Annotated in this window: 15 protein-coding genes; 9 read left to right on the plus strand and 6 right to left on the minus strand. The window is 38.7% G+C overall.

What is annotated here, in order from left to right:
* Positions 1 to 295: 295 nt before the first annotated feature.
* The gene (locus KYH19_RS04390) at positions 296 to 2,050 is read right to left on the minus strand and encodes a hypothetical protein (protein ID WP_219077708.1); all 1,755 of its coding nucleotides are present in this window, start codon (positions 2,048 to 2,050) and stop codon (positions 296 to 298) included.
* 104 nt (positions 2,051 to 2,154) lie between these two features.
* On the opposite strand from KYH19_RS04390, the gene KYH19_RS04395 reads away from it, so the two are divergent.
* Both KYH19_RS04395 and KYH19_RS04400 read left to right on the plus strand, forming a co-directional pair.
* On the plus strand, positions 2,155 to 3,291 hold the full coding sequence (locus tag KYH19_RS04395; protein ID WP_219077709.1) for a hypothetical protein: 1,137 nt from the start codon (positions 2,155 to 2,157) through the stop codon (positions 3,289 to 3,291).
* Positions 3,292 to 3,390: 99 nt separating this feature from the next.
* The gene (locus KYH19_RS04400) at positions 3,391 to 4,623 is read left to right on the plus strand and encodes a hypothetical protein (RefSeq protein WP_219077710.1); all 1,233 of its coding nucleotides are present in this window, start codon (positions 3,391 to 3,393) and stop codon (positions 4,621 to 4,623) included.
* 509 nt (positions 4,624 to 5,132) lie between these two features.
* Here KYH19_RS04400 and KYH19_RS04405 read toward each other — a convergent pair.
* Positions 5,133 to 5,771, minus strand: a complete 639-nt coding sequence (locus tag KYH19_RS04405; protein ID WP_219077711.1) for a hypothetical protein — start codon at positions 5,769 to 5,771, stop codon at positions 5,133 to 5,135.
* 550 nt (positions 5,772 to 6,321) lie between these two features.
* On the opposite strand from KYH19_RS04405, the gene KYH19_RS04410 reads away from it, so the two are divergent.
* Genes KYH19_RS04410 through KYH19_RS04420 form a run of 3 tightly spaced genes read left to right on the plus strand, consistent with a single transcriptional unit; the run spans position 6,322 to position 8,981 of the window.
* Positions 6,322 to 7,299, plus strand: a complete 978-nt coding sequence (locus tag KYH19_RS04410) for an aldo/keto reductase (protein ID WP_219077712.1) — start codon at positions 6,322 to 6,324, stop codon at positions 7,297 to 7,299.
* Positions 7,300 to 7,311: 12 nt separating this feature from the next.
* Positions 7,312 to 8,049 (plus strand): SDR family oxidoreductase, encoded by a 738-nt coding sequence (locus KYH19_RS04415; RefSeq protein WP_219077713.1) that lies wholly within the window; start codon positions 7,312 to 7,314, stop codon positions 8,047 to 8,049.
* Positions 8,050 to 8,066: 17 nt separating this feature from the next.
* Positions 8,067 to 8,981, plus strand: a complete 915-nt coding sequence (locus KYH19_RS04420; RefSeq protein ID WP_219077714.1) for an AraC family transcriptional regulator — start codon at positions 8,067 to 8,069, stop codon at positions 8,979 to 8,981.
* A 232-nt stretch (positions 8,982 to 9,213) separates the two neighbouring features.
* Here the strand turns inward: KYH19_RS04420 and KYH19_RS04425 are convergent, their stop codons facing one another.
* Positions 9,214 to 9,939: a hypothetical protein gene (locus KYH19_RS04425; RefSeq protein ID WP_219077715.1), complete on the minus strand. Its 726-nt coding sequence runs from the start codon at positions 9,937 to 9,939 to the stop codon at positions 9,214 to 9,216.
* Positions 9,940 to 10,085: 146 nt separating this feature from the next.
* Positions 10,086 to 10,490 (minus strand): nuclear transport factor 2 family protein, encoded by a 405-nt coding sequence (locus tag KYH19_RS04430; protein ID WP_219077716.1) that lies wholly within the window; start codon positions 10,488 to 10,490, stop codon positions 10,086 to 10,088.
* A gap of 280 nt (positions 10,491 to 10,770) precedes the next feature.
* On the opposite strand from KYH19_RS04430, the gene KYH19_RS04435 reads away from it, so the two are divergent.
* Positions 10,771 to 11,325, plus strand: a complete 555-nt coding sequence (locus KYH19_RS04435; protein ID WP_255562548.1) for a Crp/Fnr family transcriptional regulator — start codon at positions 10,771 to 10,773, stop codon at positions 11,323 to 11,325.
* Positions 11,326 to 11,535: 210 nt separating this feature from the next.
* Here KYH19_RS04435 and KYH19_RS04440 read toward each other — a convergent pair whose 3' ends face one another.
* Both KYH19_RS04440 and KYH19_RS04445 read right to left on the minus strand, forming a co-directional pair.
* Positions 11,536 to 12,336: an AraC family transcriptional regulator gene (locus KYH19_RS04440; RefSeq protein ID WP_219077718.1), complete on the minus strand. Its 801-nt coding sequence runs from the start codon at positions 12,334 to 12,336 to the stop codon at positions 11,536 to 11,538.
* A 49-nt stretch (positions 12,337 to 12,385) separates the two neighbouring features.
* A complete protein-coding gene (locus tag KYH19_RS04445) occupies positions 12,386 to 13,420 on the minus strand; it encodes an aldehyde reductase (protein ID WP_219077719.1) in 1,035 nt (344 codons plus the stop codon).
* 484 nt (positions 13,421 to 13,904) lie between these two features.
* Between KYH19_RS04445 and KYH19_RS04450 the strand changes: the two genes are divergently transcribed.
* The 3 genes from KYH19_RS04450 to KYH19_RS04460 all read left to right on the plus strand — a co-directional run bounded on the left by KYH19_RS04450 (position 13,905) and on the right by KYH19_RS04460 (position 16,310).
* On the plus strand, positions 13,905 to 14,342 hold the full coding sequence (locus KYH19_RS04450; RefSeq protein WP_193425795.1) for a hypothetical protein: 438 nt from the start codon (positions 13,905 to 13,907) through the stop codon (positions 14,340 to 14,342).
* Positions 14,343 to 14,492: 150 nt separating this feature from the next.
* Positions 14,493 to 15,053, plus strand: coding sequence for an RNA polymerase sigma-70 factor (locus KYH19_RS04455; protein WP_219077720.1), 561 nt, complete (start codon positions 14,493 to 14,495; stop codon positions 15,051 to 15,053).
* A gap of 78 nt (positions 15,054 to 15,131) precedes the next feature.
* Positions 15,132 to 16,310, plus strand: coding sequence for a FecR family protein (locus KYH19_RS04460; RefSeq protein ID WP_219077721.1), 1,179 nt, complete (start codon positions 15,132 to 15,134; stop codon positions 16,308 to 16,310).
* Positions 16,311 to 16,504: the final 194 nt, after the last annotated feature.

Consider the following 16,504-nt stretch of genomic DNA (forward strand, 5'->3'; position numbering starts at 1 on the left):
CGTATGTATTTGAGTTCGATCAGTTTCTATATTTCTCCCTGACCTTTTTCAAACTTCCGTCTTTCCGAAACTCTTTATATGTTTCTATAGGTCTGTTTTTAAGTCTTACACTATGCTTTTGTCTTAACCATATACATAACATCACTGTTATAGAAACTGAAATTTTTACCTCACTACTGTGATATATAAAATCTACGATTGAGCTATAATCCATTTGGCTGCATTTTAATTATGCTGCAAATTCACAAAATACAATTTCTGTAATTTCTGAATGAAGTTTCGGAAGATACGGAAGTTAAATTTTCGAGATTAAATACTCAAACTGGTTTCCATAAGCCTGTTCGGCTGGTAAAGTTACACTGCTAGTTGATCTCTCCGAAATGGATAGCCCGTGAAACATCTCATTTAAGAGTTCAGCCTTTTGACTAGGTGGGATATTGCTGAATACAACTCCTTTTTTTGATAGTAGATCGAACCATAGGACAATACTGCTCTTTTTTCTTCCCCCTAGTAGATAATCATTTTTGTTACCAATGATCGGAGGAGACACTTGCCTAAGTATTTCAATATATCCATCGGCACTCTCTTTGTTCTTAAATATTGATGAGAATTTGGGTTTGTTTACTTTATTTGATGTAAACCTACTTGCATGATCTATGGCAATAATGGCTTCGTTAAAGACTTGATGTGTAAAAACGCTCAATGTATTGAACTTATGCAGTATTTCTGCTCTTTGTTCGTCAGACTTCTTTACGAATTTTGCAAAAACAGTTATGTCCGTTGCAATATCCATTTCCATTAACTCATGTAGTAAAAATCTGCTTAGTTCATTGTTATTCAGTTTGGATATGATTGCCAATATTGATTGGGCTGCCGCTTTTCCATACTCAGAAAATGTATTAATGTCTGCTGAGGTAAATACATACCCTTTCAATTGGGTCAGTTGGTCTCTGAGTTTTTTTAAGGTACGCACTAAATCTGTCTCTTCTAGCATTCTGCCATAGTATTTAGGATCAACCGAGTTTTTGGAAACCATTTCATTAAATTCCCGAATGATTTCATTTGCCCTGGTCTCGATTTCGGAAGGCATTACAAAGTTTGCTGCGATAATTTCCTTAGAGCGTGAAGTAATCAATGGTTTTGATGATAAGCGATCTTTCTCCCACTCTTCATCGCTAATAAACTTATTAAAATACCAATGTAGCTTTGGCTTTAACGGCAATATTTCAAACTCGCTTTTGAGCTGCTGCAAAAAGTCAACGTTTTTTTTAATGACGTCATCCCATGGAAAGTGCTTGATAGAAAGCTCATAATTAAAATCGGTTACTATATCGGTTGGCAGGGTAGAGGACTTCGCTTGCTCGATTGGGATTTGAGATTCGTTAAGGTTGGAAATCGTAACTCCTATCTCCTCAAGAAATTCCAATTCGAGCTCGATAACCCTGAGCAATTCATCCACAATAGGCTGTGTCTCGTGCTTTTGGATTTTAAGGTCGGTTCGGAACCTTAAAAGCATTTTTTTTCTGTCCTGCTCTTTGGTTATGGCAAGCTGCTCTTTTAACTGCTTTGTTCTGACATCCGCGATCAATGAATAACTAGTTTGCAAAAAATATTTTAAAATAGCCACCAGTTTTCCCATAGAAGTCAGCTTTACAATTTTGGGTACGCTATGCTGAAGTCCATTCTTTTCCAGTTCAGCTTTTTTAAGATAGTGTGCCACAAACCAGATCATTTCCAGCTCGGATAATGAGTTTTCAATACCCTGACTGCAGACAGATATGTGTTTTCCACCAAATTTAATTTTACCATAATTATTGCAATCCAGTATGGTTCGTTCAATAATAGATCTATTGAAGGTTTTGTGTTCGTTAGGATTTGTTTCCAAAATCCCTATAAAGGGATCCCCTAAGTCATCAGTTAAATATGGATCCTGAAAAAGATCATAAGCAATTTGCAGAATATCTGCCATTTGATCTAGTCCTCGGTATCTTAATTCTCCTTGCGCACCAATAGTCTTAAATATAAAAGGCTTATTCTCTTGGTTATCCATGTTTAAAATTACCAATAAGCGACTTGATTCGCAATAGTTAGTTATAACCAGAAATTCCCGTCAGGTTAATAGGGAATGCTTAGCTTTGGTTAAATTTAACGAATATGGCATTTGATTTTGGATTTTCCTTGTATTTTCTTGATCCACCAGAACTGACTGCAGTTGAACAGTTTTTTGTTCAAGTCCAGGGCAAAATTAATATTTATAGGCAACATGCTGAAACAACAATTAAGCTATATCATACAGAAGCTAATGAAAAACTAAAAGCGCAGAAGGAAGAATTTAAAGAAGCGATGAAGGTGGCAGATCTGGTTTATGAAAAAGTTTACCTCGAAACCGGCGGAAGCGAGAATGATAGAGATGCTTACGCGATGCATGAATCTGGCATTCAGGAAATAGAGCATCATTATGCCACCGCAGATGAACACTTGAAGACAAGCTTTATGGGAATGGCAGATCATTATAACAAGTCTTCTGTAGTGACTCTATATGCGTTACTCGAGACCGAACTTCGACGCCTTTGCGGGCATTTACATAGTGCATTTAGCTTACGTTTTACAGTAGAACGTTTTGAAAAAACAGATTATCTAAAATCAATAATCGAATATATATCATTGGTTGCAGATCTGGATATCACCATTGTCGAACCAAAAATGAATAGGTTGCAGGAGCTTCAATTCCTCAGGAACAAGATCATGCATAATGGTGCAGAGTTTACGCTCGAAGCAAATCCTTGGTTAGAGGATTTGGTAAACAGTAGTAATGGAGGTCTTTTTTGGGAGGAGATCCCGGAAGAACAGTTGCATGTCTTACGTGTCCGATCGAAGTTTATCGTACCATATTATACTATTGTCAGTGACTTTTTCTTTGACCTGTTTTCATCATTAAACCTCAAATTACAATTTACGATCCTTACCAATAGAATATCCTTTCTTTTCGGTTTTTTAACTAGGGGAGCAGTTGCATCCTATATTTCCCATAGGAATGTTGCTAACGGAAGACAGTTCATTTTTTTAATTAAATCACCAGAAGGTGATAACGGCTTCACTTTTAATTGCAAAATAACTGTCACAACAGCAAATGTTGACCAAGTTGTCATAACCAATCAATTAGATGTGATAGATAAAATGGAGAGATGGGTAGAGCAAATGAACGAAAATCCAGCTGTTTTGCGCCGGGCAATAGTCGGGTATCTAAATCCGAATAAAGCGCATAAGATTGAAATTATGCTTTATCCTTAAATTTAAGTTGATACAAGCCTTCGAGCATTTACGAGAGATAATTGCGCTGTGGACTATACCTTTGTCATTTTCTTTACCTTTTTACCCAATCTACTCTTTATGAACGAACTTTTTACTGAATTCGAGGAGCTATTAAAAATACAGGAATTTTCTCTAAAAAAAGAGTTGAGGATTGCATATTTATGTACCTATGAAAAAATTGCGAAGGCATTGAAGGACGAGTATTCTGAAAATATTGATGATAAGGTCAATAGGTGGGTAGAGGTTACCAAATTGCAATATTTTGAGAAAGTTGCACCGATCACCTACTTCTTTCAGGCTAAGATGCTGTATAGGGACGGATTCTATGAATCATCTATCATGTTATCACGGTCAATAAGCGAAATGGTATGCTATGAACTGTTATCAAGATTTCCCCATCCCTTCGGTGAACTGAGCCTGATCGAAACCCCGCTTTTCAGGCTTTTTGTAGATTTTCTCGCTCTGCCGAAGAGAATAGCGAAGAAGATATTCGAGGATGATATCGTTTCCAAATTAGGCACTATGGAGGATAAGAACTTTATAAAAGGGTCTTATACCTACAAAAAAGAAAGTAAAGATTATCTCTTAAAAATTGAGGTCGCAAGGGAGAAAAAAAATCAGAAGCGGTTTTTCGATCTTTTTAATATGGTAAGCTTCCAGCAACCTGACACATTCAGTGACAGCACCCATAAATTGTTTCATGAACTTTATGATATCGGCAATGGATATGTGCACTCTAAAGTATCGGCTGGTTCTGCAAAAGAAGACGCATTTAAGGTCTTAATGATGTTGACACAGATTCTGTCAGGTATTTTCGGTCCAACGACAGGTCTCGAAGGCAAAGTCATCAAATCAGGATACTCCGATTTTCCAGATATCTGTAAGGGAATGAACTTTGCAATTGAGGTTGGTCTGACAGTAGAAGATGCGCAGAGGATTTATTATAATATACCAGCGCAAAGACATTTCGAATCTGCTAAAAATATGATTGGGACTTGGAATGGAAGATGGCGTACCGTTAACGGCCAGTCAGCCCGTGGAACACTTACCTGTCAGATGGAGCCAGGCGATATGATCACCGCCTCTATAGTTTTTATCAATTCGGATGGATTTGAAAATAAAATGCCACTGGAAATACGGTTGTTCGACGGTTACATTCATCTTATTGAGTTCGATCCTTCAACCATGCAGCATTCGAGTACAATTCACCTTTCTTTTGAACTTGATTTTTTTGAAAAAGACCTACTGCTTGGCAATAGCCTTTCCCATTCTGGGAAAGCAATTTTTGAACGTCAAGGTACTGCAGACTAGTAATGGGTGATAATAAGGATATCTATCTTGTCGACGGTAATGGCCGTCTACATAAATGTAAGTAAATATGCCCTTCTTCCTGCCAGCATAAATTAATACAACATTTCCATATTTTGCTACTGTGGTGATCATAGAGATTAGTACGGAAATCCTTCTTGAAGCCTTTTTTGCGAAGTTCCACCCCTTCCGTAGTTTTGGGTGATTGTATTCTGTGTGAGCTGACTACGGATAGATGAGTTAGGATCCACTAATTTTTTTAAACTGCCATCACAAATTACAACTCAAACTCAGTCCAATATACTGGGAAACAAGTTAAAGAAAATTGTTTTCGGAACAGAAAATCAAATTGATGGCGTTTAGTATGAATAGATAGCAGTTTCTATTTATCTATACATAACAGGGTTTAACTCGAAGCGGTAGCAGTTCCTAATCACACGCCAGAACACCTAAAGTACGGGTATTGGAAAGGTTAGCCCTCACCATCCGTAAGGGCTTAAATCTAGTTTACCTCACTCAAAAATTCCCTTCCCATCAGCAACATAACTGTAAATCACCAGGTATTCAATTTCGTTCTTTTGAAAATGCCCGATCGGAATATCGCCTTTTTCAAAGTAGGCCGATTTACTTTCGCATGGAATGCCGCAAAGAATGGTATTAGGTTCTGTTTGATGATAAACAACATCATTTCTAGTGCCTGCAATAGCCATTAATGCTGATAAATTTTTGCTCGATCCTTTTTGGTTATACTTAGGATGGTGCGGGTGTTGATTGGCCGATACCCAGGAACCGGGCGCCATTGGTTTATAAAATTTGCCCAGTGGGATATCGAACCTGCGTGGTAAAAAGCAAGAGGTTATTGTTCCATTAGCGGAGATGGTTCCAGTTTCTATAAAGAAATGGGTAATTCGAATCCAATGCCGGGTGAGCTGATACACATATTCCCGAATGGAATTTTGCCCGTCCTCTAAAAATTCTGCCCAACCGGTGTAGCGTGGCAAAGTCATCATGATTTCAGAAACATTCCCATCAATATGATGTAAGGTAGCCTTTACTGCGCAAATGGCAGGTAATACATTCATGTTGGCTGATTCAGCTGCAACCTGAGCAGGGAGCTGTGTGTTTTGATTTTTACTTTTGTTAGTCTGCATAACTTTAAAATAAAGTATCCTGGTCGCTGCAGACTAACAAATAACTCTTTTCAGAGATATAAGAAAATGCGTTTCTAAAACGCTCGACCAGGAATATTGTTAAAAATAATTGCTTTTTGGATTCTCTGAATTAAGGTGAAAAAATATGTTATTTATTAATCTGCACCACTAATTTAAAAACAAAATCTCAAATCACATAGAAAAATCTCGATTATTAAATTAATTAAGAAATAAGCAAGCAAAAAAACATAAGGGCAATGGGGTTGGCAATAGTGGCCCGATGTGCAAAGTCCGAAGCTCGTTATTCTGAAATCAGCTAATATGAAAAGGATGAATGAAAATTTCAATGTATTTGACTTTGAGTTGTTTGCCGATGATCTAAAAGCCATTAAATCGTTAGATAAAGGGAGCGGGTTAATTTATAGTGTTTAAAAAACGTTTGAAAATCTGACTACAACAATTACCAATCCAACTACTTTTTATAAAGCGACAATCAAGAGTTTTGTATTAGAAATTTATTCAGTTTTAGAAATAATTAACATAAAGAATGATGCAAAAGAGAAAATTAGGGAATAGCGGATTAGAAGTTTCCGCATTGGGATTTGGCTGTATGGGTTTAAATTTTTTGGATGGTAAAGGTCTGGATCAAAAAGATGCCATCACACTACTGCACAACGCAGTTGAAAGAGGTATTAAATTTTTTGATACCGCAGAGGCTTACGGTCCTTATACGAACGAAGAACTGGTTGGCGAAGGATTACAGCCTTTTAGAAAAGATGTTGTTATCGCAACAAAATTTGGTTGTAAGGATGCCAGACCAGCAGTAGGCTTAGACAGCAGACCTGAAACGATTAGAGCAGTTACTGAGGCCTCTTTAAAAAGATTAAAGACAGATTACATTGATCTGCTCTACCAGCACAGAGTTGACCCTAATGTCCCGATAGAAGATGTTGCAGGAACAGTAAAAGACCTGATAAAAGAAGGAAAGGTGAAATATTTCGGTTTATCGGAAGCAAGTGCTACAACCATTCGAAGAGCACATTCAGTACAACCCGTATCAGCATTACAAAGCGAATACTCTTTGTTTTGGAGAGAACCGGAAGATGAAATCATACCAACATTAGAAGAATTAGGAATTGGTTTCGTGCCGTTCAGTCCGTTGGGAAAAGGTTTTCTTACAGGGATCATCAACAAGAAATTAGAAGCCGTAGACCGCAGAAATGTTATTCCACGTTTTACCGAAGAAAACATCAAAGCCAACCTGGTTTTAGTGGATGCACTTTCTGAGATTGCGCAACAAAAAAATATTTCAACAGGACAATTGGCACTGGCCTGGCTCTTAGCTCAAAAGCCCTGGATAGCACCAATACCAGGAACTACAAAATTGCATCGCCTAGACGAAAACATTGGCAGTACAGATATAGTATTAACACCCGATGAACTTGCAAAAATTAACGAAACGGTTAATGGAATTACCCTTTTAGGCGACCGCTATCCTGAGTTTTTAGAAAAACAAATAGACAGATAAAAACAAATCGCAATGCAAAATATTAAAGGAAAAGTTGTAGCCATTACAGGTGCAAGCAGCGGAATGGGGAAAGCCATCGCCATAGAATTGGCAAAAAACGGTGCAAAGGTTGTTTTGGGTGCAAGACGAACAGAACAATTGCAAGAACTTGTTGAAGAAATAAAAGGTAAAGGTGGCGAAGCCACTTTTACTAAAATTGATGTGAAGAATAAAGCCGATCTAGTTCGGTTGGTTAATACAGCTGTTGAGCAATACGGAAGATTAGATGTCATGGTAAACAACGCAGGTATCAGTCAGTTAAGTCGTATTGACGAATTGGATATTAACGGTTGGGAAGAAATGATTGATATTAATCTTAAAGGCGTTTTGTATGGGATGGCGGCTGCAATTCCCTTATTCAAACAACAGGAATCGGGACATATCGTCAATATCATTTCAACTTCGGGAATAAAGATAGTGCCCATGCAAGGCGTTTATGCCGGAACTAAAAATGCCATTCGCACTATTGCAGAAGCGTTTCGTCAGGAGTCAGACGGAAACATACGCATTACAGGCATTTCGCCCGGATTTGTCAAAACAGATTTTGCGAACCACATCAAAAACGAAGAAATGAAAACAGCTGTTCAACAAGGAATGGAACAAATGGCAATAGATCCCATAGCCATTGCTAACGCTGTAATTTATGCAATAAGTCAGCCTGATGATGTAGAAATTGGCGACATTGTGATTCGTCCGTCAAAACAAAATTGATTAAATTCGTAAATGAAATGCAGCAACAATCAAACATCAATCAAATTAAAAGTATATCGCAACTCTTGCGGCTATTGGGATTTCCTGCACCATTGCATCCATTAATTGCATTGGTTGATTACAATAATGTTTCGATTGACAGGTTTCCAAAAGGACAAAAAGTAAGTCTCGATTTTTACAAAATATCATTTAAACCTACTTTCAGCGGACAAATAAAATACGGGCAGGGCTATTACGATTTTGAAGAAGGTGGATTAGCATTTTTAAAGCCTAAACAAATTGTTATTTCACCCGAAGACCTGGAAAGCTATGAAGGGATTGCGCTGTATTTCCATCCGGACTTTATCCGAAATTATCCGCTAGGAAAAACAATCAATCAGTATGGCTTTTTCTCTTACGATGTTTCAGAAGCCTTATTTTTATCGGCAAAAGAAAAAGAAGTTATCGCCAATTTATTTGCTTCAATAGTCAACGAATTGGACAACAATATTGACCATTTTAGCCAGGATGTTTTGGTGTCGCAAATAGAATTGTTATTGAATTACAGCAATCGTTTTTACAACAGGCAATTTATTACGCGGAAAGCAATCAATCACGACATCATCACTTCTCTGGATAATCTTTTAAACAAGTATTTCGAAGAAGAGAACAGTTTAAAAAACGGCTTGCCATCAGTTAAATATATCAGTACAGAATTAAAGCTGTCGCCACGCTATTTGAGTGACCTATTGAGTTCATTGACAGGGCTAAGCACACAACAATATATTCAGAATGCAATCATAGAGAAAGCGAAAGAAAAATTATCAACTACAAATCTTTCCGTTTCGGAAATTGCTTATGAATTGGGCTTTGAACATTCACAATCGTTTCGCAAACTTTTCAAGACAAAGGCAAATGTTTCGCCTTTGGAGTTCAGACATTCATTTAATTAAAGACGGAAGAAAGCGAATAATAAAGCCAATGCCACTAACATTGGTTTGACAATATTGGGGTGGATTGCTTCTACAAAACATTTGTGCAAGATTTAACATCAGGTATTCTATTGAAGTTTATTCTTCGATTTCCGCCAAAACGCCAAGCTCAGAAAGGTTAAGATAGCACCAATCACCTCTGACAAAGCTCAGCATCAAAAACCGCTGATAAAGCAGTTAATTGGCAAATTGATTATTCTACATCTGTATAAGCATACCCTCCTATAAAGATCAGTGCATTATCTGGCCTGATAGGCCCACCTTTTGCACCCAATGCAAATGAGGTTTTAACGACTGTACCATTGTTATAGGTGAATTCGATTGAATGGCCGGATATCCGGTACGTACCGCCAGTTGCAGATTTCTTCCAGGCCGCAGCATTTCCGGTTGACATACCCGCGTTTAGTCCTTCGTTAAAATGGGTGGCATCCAAAAAAGTGATTTTTTTAATCGATAAAGCACTCAGGCCGTTACCATAATCGCCACCGCTTACTTTTTCGTATGCAGGCTTCAGTTTAACGGCACCTGTATATGCATAGGCCGGGAACCAGTTACCCTCACCAAGTTTATAGTCATTTGCCTCCCCTTTGCTGTTGGTGAGTACAAACTTCTGGCCTTGTTTCTTCCAGGTACCCCAGGCTTTAGGATGCTTAGTTTTATCGGTAGCGATATTCAATGTTTCCAGCGTTTGAGCACCTGCCTCCCAATAATCGCCATTTTTAAACAGTACAACCGGCTCAAAGGTAATAGCCGCAGGATAGCCACTTATTGCCCGGAAATACCAGCCCTCGACAGCCGGAGCCCCCGCTGTTAAACGCAAAGATTTGCCAGGTTTGTTAAAAGCTGTGGCATCGGCATTGAAAAAGCAAAATACCATTAAAGCGATAGCCAGGCCATTTAGATAGGTTCTTAATTTCATAATTACAGATTTATGTGAATTTCGTTTCTTAAATAACACATGGCTGATGTTTAAAGTTTGCGCTGATATGCGGGATACATCAATCGTTCGCAACTACCGGGCATATGCAGTTCAATTATCCACATGCAATGAAGACTTTATTAATGTTAGTCAATAGCGATACCTTTAATATCCCTGATTACCGGCACCATATTCAAAGCTTCACGGATTAATTTAATTTTACCATTTTCAGCTACAATACGGCCCATGTAATGTTGGGCATAATCTTTACTATTTGATGCAATAGTAGCCGTTGCCTCATATTCTCCAAACGCCTGATCTGGTGTATCAATGTGGATTTGAATATTTTTGAATTTGAATCCAGGAAATGTTTTTGGTAGGTTAGCCAGAAAATTGTACAGCACTTCCCGTCCTTCCCATCGGGCCGGTATTCCAAGGCTTGCCAGGTATGGTAGCTCAAATACAGCATCGTCAGCAAACAGTTCGATCTGAACATCAGGGTTTCCTACATTTTCCAAATAGTCAAGCAATAATTCTTTTGCAGTTTTCATATCTTTAATTTTAAGTTTTTATATTGTTTTAACACTACAAAAATCGCATGTTCTAACGGTCAATTCATTGACATTTCGTAAGAAATATTGTTGATCTATATCAATTTCTGGCCGGACTGACTGCAATAATTAAGGCTTGTTTGCAAAAGCCATTAACAATCTATTCTTGCCAGCGAAGCCAACAGTTGTCAGAATCCTTTTACAAAAAAGATTTATTCATTATCTTAGAGCATTATAACTGCAACATCAGACAAAGGTGATCGAGACTTTTAAAACATATTTGCAAGGAAAAGGAAATTATACAGCAGAGGAGCTGGAAAAGGTGGCTGAAGCTGCAGTTTTAAAGAGCGTCAGGAAAAGACAGTATCTTACCCAGGAAGGTGATGTGGCCAAGAACCATGCCTTTGTTACCAAAGGATGTTTACGTACCTATTCGGTCGATGAAAAAGGGGTTGAGCACATCCTGAATTTCGCTATAGAGAATTATTGGATCGGTGATCGGGAAAGCATTCTCACAGGTCAACCTTCCATTTATAACATAGATGCGATCGAAGATTCAGAGGTGGCTCTGATCAGCAGGGAAAAATTTGACCACCTGTGTTCAGAGGTGCCTGCATTTAATAATATGATCAATTCCATACTGCAAAAAAGTTTTCTCGTAGCCCAAGACAGGATCCATACCTTCATCAGCCTCACCGCTGAAGACAAATACTTGAGATTTCTGGAAAAATTTCCCCATCTGAATATGCGGGTTCCGCAAAGCATGATCGCTTCATATCTGGGAATTACCGCAGAAACGTTAAGCAGAGTCAGGAAACAGATCGTTAGGCGCTAACTAACTGATTTGGAGCCTCAATTTTGTTCAACGGAAAAGGCCCTCTTGACGGATCGTAGAGATACCAAGACTGTCGGTGAAGAATTTATTGTCACTTGCTTTTGAACAATGAAATAGTAGTTGGTCTTTACCAGCCCAAAAAAACTTGTTGAACCATTCTGGGATACGACAGCTTCCTTGCCTGAAGGACTGTTTGTGCCTTCTCAAATTTCAGGAAATACTGGAGGGATTGACTCCAAAACGCTTCTTGAATACAAATGAGAAATGGGACAGGTCTTCAAAGCCCACTTCCGCATAGACATCGGTAGTTTTAAACTTTTCCTCTTTCAACAAGTAATAAGCTTCGTCTAACCTTTTCTGCTGCAACCATTTTGCCGGTGTCATTGAAAACTCCCCTGAAAAATCGCGTTTGAAGGTCGAAATGCTACGGCCGGTAAGGTAAGCAAACCTCGCCAGGCTCAAATTAAAGCGGAAACTCCGCTCCATGAATGCCTTGAGGTTGATCTTTCCGGGAGTTTGAAAATTGAAAAGTATATCCTTTAATTCAGGTTGCACTTTAAGCAGAACGATCAAAGCTTCTTTCAGCTTTATTTTCATCAGGTCATTGTTACCCTCAGTGAAATAAGGAAGGGATTGCTGCAGTGAATCCACGAAATTCTGAAGAAGCGGATGCTTTTTAAGTTGGAACGAGGGTGGAACATATGATGTTGTTTCAGCGATCAGATGGTGCTCATCGGCAAACTCACGCAGGGTTTCTTCGTCAAACTGTAGTGAAAGTGATTTAAAAGGATCACTTTCACCAGGTTGTTTTACAAATTTGGCCAACCTGTTGCGAACATTAAAACGAAAGTCGCCTGGCTGAAAGATCACTTTCTCGTGTCCGTCCTGAACAGTCAGGCTTCCGGCGATCTGGTAAGCAAAAGCGTGCCGGTTGACGATATCCTCGCCATTTACAGATTTCTTGTAATAACAGGAGATCAGTATTTGAGGATGTTCATTCGCAGGTATCATATCATCAAATTTCGCAAATCAAATGTTAAAAGCCAATAATAACGCGAACTTATACGATCTTAAAATTGACCAGGCTTTCTGCCGTTTCTCTAATGGTCGCTTCCTTGGGCCGCGGGCTCCAGTTCAGGACAGATTTGGCCTTTGCATTTGACAGCGTTTTCACCACACCCAACTGTGGAACAATGGGTTTCAATTCCGGCTTGAACCATGAACTAACCTTTACAAGCCAGTTCGGCAGAATTTTAGACGGCACTTTATCAACAGGTAAATTACTGTCTGCCTTTAAAACTTTTGCAATTCCCGGAAATGAAATCATCCCGTCTGATGTTGCCAGGAACCGCTGGCCGTTCGCCGCCGGATTTTTCATTGCTTTGATATGGATATCGGCTACATCACGAACATCCACGATACCGAACGATAGTTGTGGTGTTCCGGGCATCTTTCCTGAAAGTAACTGTACAATCATGCCGATTGAACTGCTAAATTTTTTTCCTAAAACTGGTCCGAATATCCCGACGGGATTGATGACAACCAATTCCATAGCACCAGCATTTTTCTCCATAAAATCCCAGGCTGCACGTTCTGCGATCGTCTTGGATTTGATGTAAGCCGGTAACTTTACATTGGGGTCCGTCCAGTCGGTCTCTGTAAAAACATGGTTCTTAGGGTTAATGGTATAGCCTATAGCTGCGAAGGATGACGTTAAGACCACACGTTTTACCTTTGCAGCCTGCGCTGTGCGCAAAATCCTTATAGCCCCATCCCGTGCGGGTATAATGATCTCATTCTCGTTTTTAGGCTCTCCTGCCGGGAAAGGGGATGCCACATGAAGAACATAATCACATCCTTCAACAGCCTTGTCCCAATTTTCATCGCTCGTGAGGTTAGCCGCAATAAAGGTCAGGTTTTGCATATTATTAGCCTCACCGGCTAAAAGTGTTTCTTTTAATGAATCTATTTTATCTAATGACCGGATCGTCGTTCTGACCGTATATCCTTCCTTTAGTAACTGTATAATGCAGTAACTACCGACGAAGCCAGATCCTCCGGTAACCAACACGGTTTCTTTTTTTGATCGTTCCATTGCTTTTGTAAATTAATTAAGCAAATCTCCGGCTAATTTATCTATTGTACTTTGTTGTGGTGTTCAATTTTTATTTGTTGTAGCGTTCATATTAGACATTGTGCTTGGCGAACCGATGAGTTTCAACAGATTTGATCATCTTTTTATTCCTATCTGCATTTCTGATTGATATATATCAATGCTCCTTCTTATCAAACAACATCATTTCTGTTGTTTGCAATAGCGATTAATGCAATTTTTGCCCGATCCTTTTTGAGTATATTTTGGATGGTGCGGGTGCTGATTGGCAGTTACCCGGTCCACAGAACGTTGCTGAAAAAGAAAAAATTAACTTATATTAACAGCAAACTTAATGATGAGTGCATTCGCAAAAGCTAAGCCTTACATTGCAAATGCCGGCTAAATTTCAATTCCCGTAAATGGGCAGATTATTGGTGTTTAACCTTAATAGAACAAAACAGGCCAAAATAAATAGCTTCTTTTAATGAAAATAAAATTTAAACGGGTATTACTAATAGCAGTGCTTACCACATTAGTGGCTTTAATTGCTTCTTTTGTGGCATTGCCAAATAATTCGGGATATGCAGGGTTGTTTTTCATTGCTTCAAGCCCAATATTTATTTGTGTTTTTATTATTTGGACCTATGTTTTATTAGCTGCTATTAGCAGAAATGAAATTTTCAGAAAATTAATTGTTATTATTCTGATAACTATAGTGTTTGAGTATTTAGTAGCTGTGCTTACTATGGTTACAATTAGTAGCGACAGTCGCGATTATAGTCTAAACGTTTTTCTATCTGATTGCGCCAGTCTTTTTTTTGACAAAGAAATACTTTTTTGTACGGTGACGATCGCTACGGTGTACGCTTTATTATTAAAGTATATGGCTATTCCATCAAAAGATCGTTCTTACGATAAATAAGACAAGCTTTTTTTGGCGATATATTCATTTCGTAAATTCATTGTTTTTAACTAATTATGTGATTCAATAAATGCTTTATTTGCTTTACTGAATATTTTTCCCTTACCCTATGCTGAGTTCACTATCAAAGCGCATTTTTGATTTTAATTAATGGAAGGAGAAGATAGTAAAACACTCAATATCGACGAATTCGAGACGATGTTTCGCAGAAACCATCAATTTCTGTGTGCTGTGGCTATGCAATATGTTCATGATCAGTTTGCAGCGGAAGATATGGTGCAGGACTTTTTCATTGACTTCTGGCAGAGGCGCCATACCATTCAACTGACCACAAGTTTTGAAGCTTACGCACGCAGGGCAGTAAAATATAAATGTATTGACTTTCTGCGTAAAAGTGCCGTTACTGAAAAGAGGAATTCTATGCTGGCTGCCTTGGAAGAGGAACAAGAACATCATGATGAGCAGGAATATAACGAAATCAGACATCAGCGCTATATTAAAATTGTAGAATTGATTCAAAAATTGCCAGAAAACAGGCAAAATATCTTTATTATGCATGCGGTTGATAAAATGAGCTATGCAGAAATCGCTAAAAAGCAAAATATTTCAATCAATACAGTAAAAACACAGTTAAGTAGGGCTTATTCAGCGCTTCGTAATCATGCAATTCTTGTTCTTGTTGCCTTTTCTTCATTATCAGGGCGTTTTTAAATTTATTCTGAAAAAAAAGTAACTATTTTATCATTTTGCTGTCACCCATTTTCGATATAGCTACGACAGTGTATTGATATGGATAAAAATCTCAGTCCTTTTACTCCTGACTGGAACCAGCTTTTAGATAAACTGGAAGCAGATGAACAGTCGCCAAATTCCCTGAGTGCCGATGAACAGGTGCTTTTAGCGGAACTTCGTGCCATCAGGGATGAATCTGCTGATGCATTGAAAACATACTCAACTTTTAATACCAATAAAAAGTGGGAGGAATTAAAAGTGCAGATTGAGGTAACATCTGCTGTTCGGAGCAGGGGCAAGCTGCGTAAACTTTGGTTTAGCATTGCAGCAGCAGCAGCGGCGGTTTTGCTCGTTATAGGGGGCAGCCTTATTTACCACAGCGATCAGCCACAGCCAAAAAATCTGGTGAATATCTTCAGAAACGATATCGCTCCTGGCAAAAACACAGCAACACTTACCCTGGATAACGGCAAAAAAATAATATTGTCTGCCGCCAATGAGGGTAAACTGGCCAGCGAAGCGGGGATAATGATTAGTAAAACTGCTGATGGACAAGTTGTTTATACCGTAAAAGATGATAAAATGGCTGCAGGTACACACATCCATACCTTATCGACTGCCATGGGTGAAACTTACCGCCTCCGGCTTCCAGACCAAAGTGAAGTATGGCTGAATGCATCCTCCTCTATCAAATTTCCTGCATCATTTGCATCGGCGAAATTGCGTGAGGTTGAACTTACAGGTGAAGCCTATTTTGAAATTGCGAAAGACAAAACACACCCTTTTATCGTGAAAACCAACCTTCAGGAGGTACAGGTACTGGGTACACATTTCAATATCAACAGCTACGCTGATCATCAAAAAACATTAACTACGCTGCTTGAAGGAAGCGTGCAGGTATCAAATCATGCGGAACAGGGAAAAATCATCAAACCGGGAGAGCAATCGATAGTACAGGATGGGCAACCTATTACTGTTGCGCCTGCTGACATTAAAAATGTGATGGCCTGGAAAAATGGTTATTTCCGTTTCAGAAATGAGTCGATTAAGGAGGTGATGGCAAAAATCATCCGCTGGTACAATATTGACGTCGTATATACAGGTGAAGTATCAGATGAGAAATTTAATGGTAATATTTCACGTCAAAAAAATATAAGCGAAGTACTAACTATGCTGAGCTATTCTAATGATGTTAAATTTAAAGTTGAGGGAAGGAGGGTGACAGTTATACAATAAAAATCTACTATATCTACTCTATAGGAAATTCAAAGTACATCCCTGGAACCACAGGAGGATGTGCTCCAGAATAAAATACCAGTCCGACGCTAATCGAACTGGCAAAAAAGGCTGGGAATTAACAAAAATTGTCAAACTAACCGCTAAAAGCCGCGATCTCGAAAATACAAGGCTTGAAGCAACAACCTAACTTA

The organism is Pedobacter sp. D749, assembly GCF_019317285.1.
Lineage (GTDB): Bacteria > Bacteroidota > Bacteroidia > Sphingobacteriales > Sphingobacteriaceae > Pedobacter.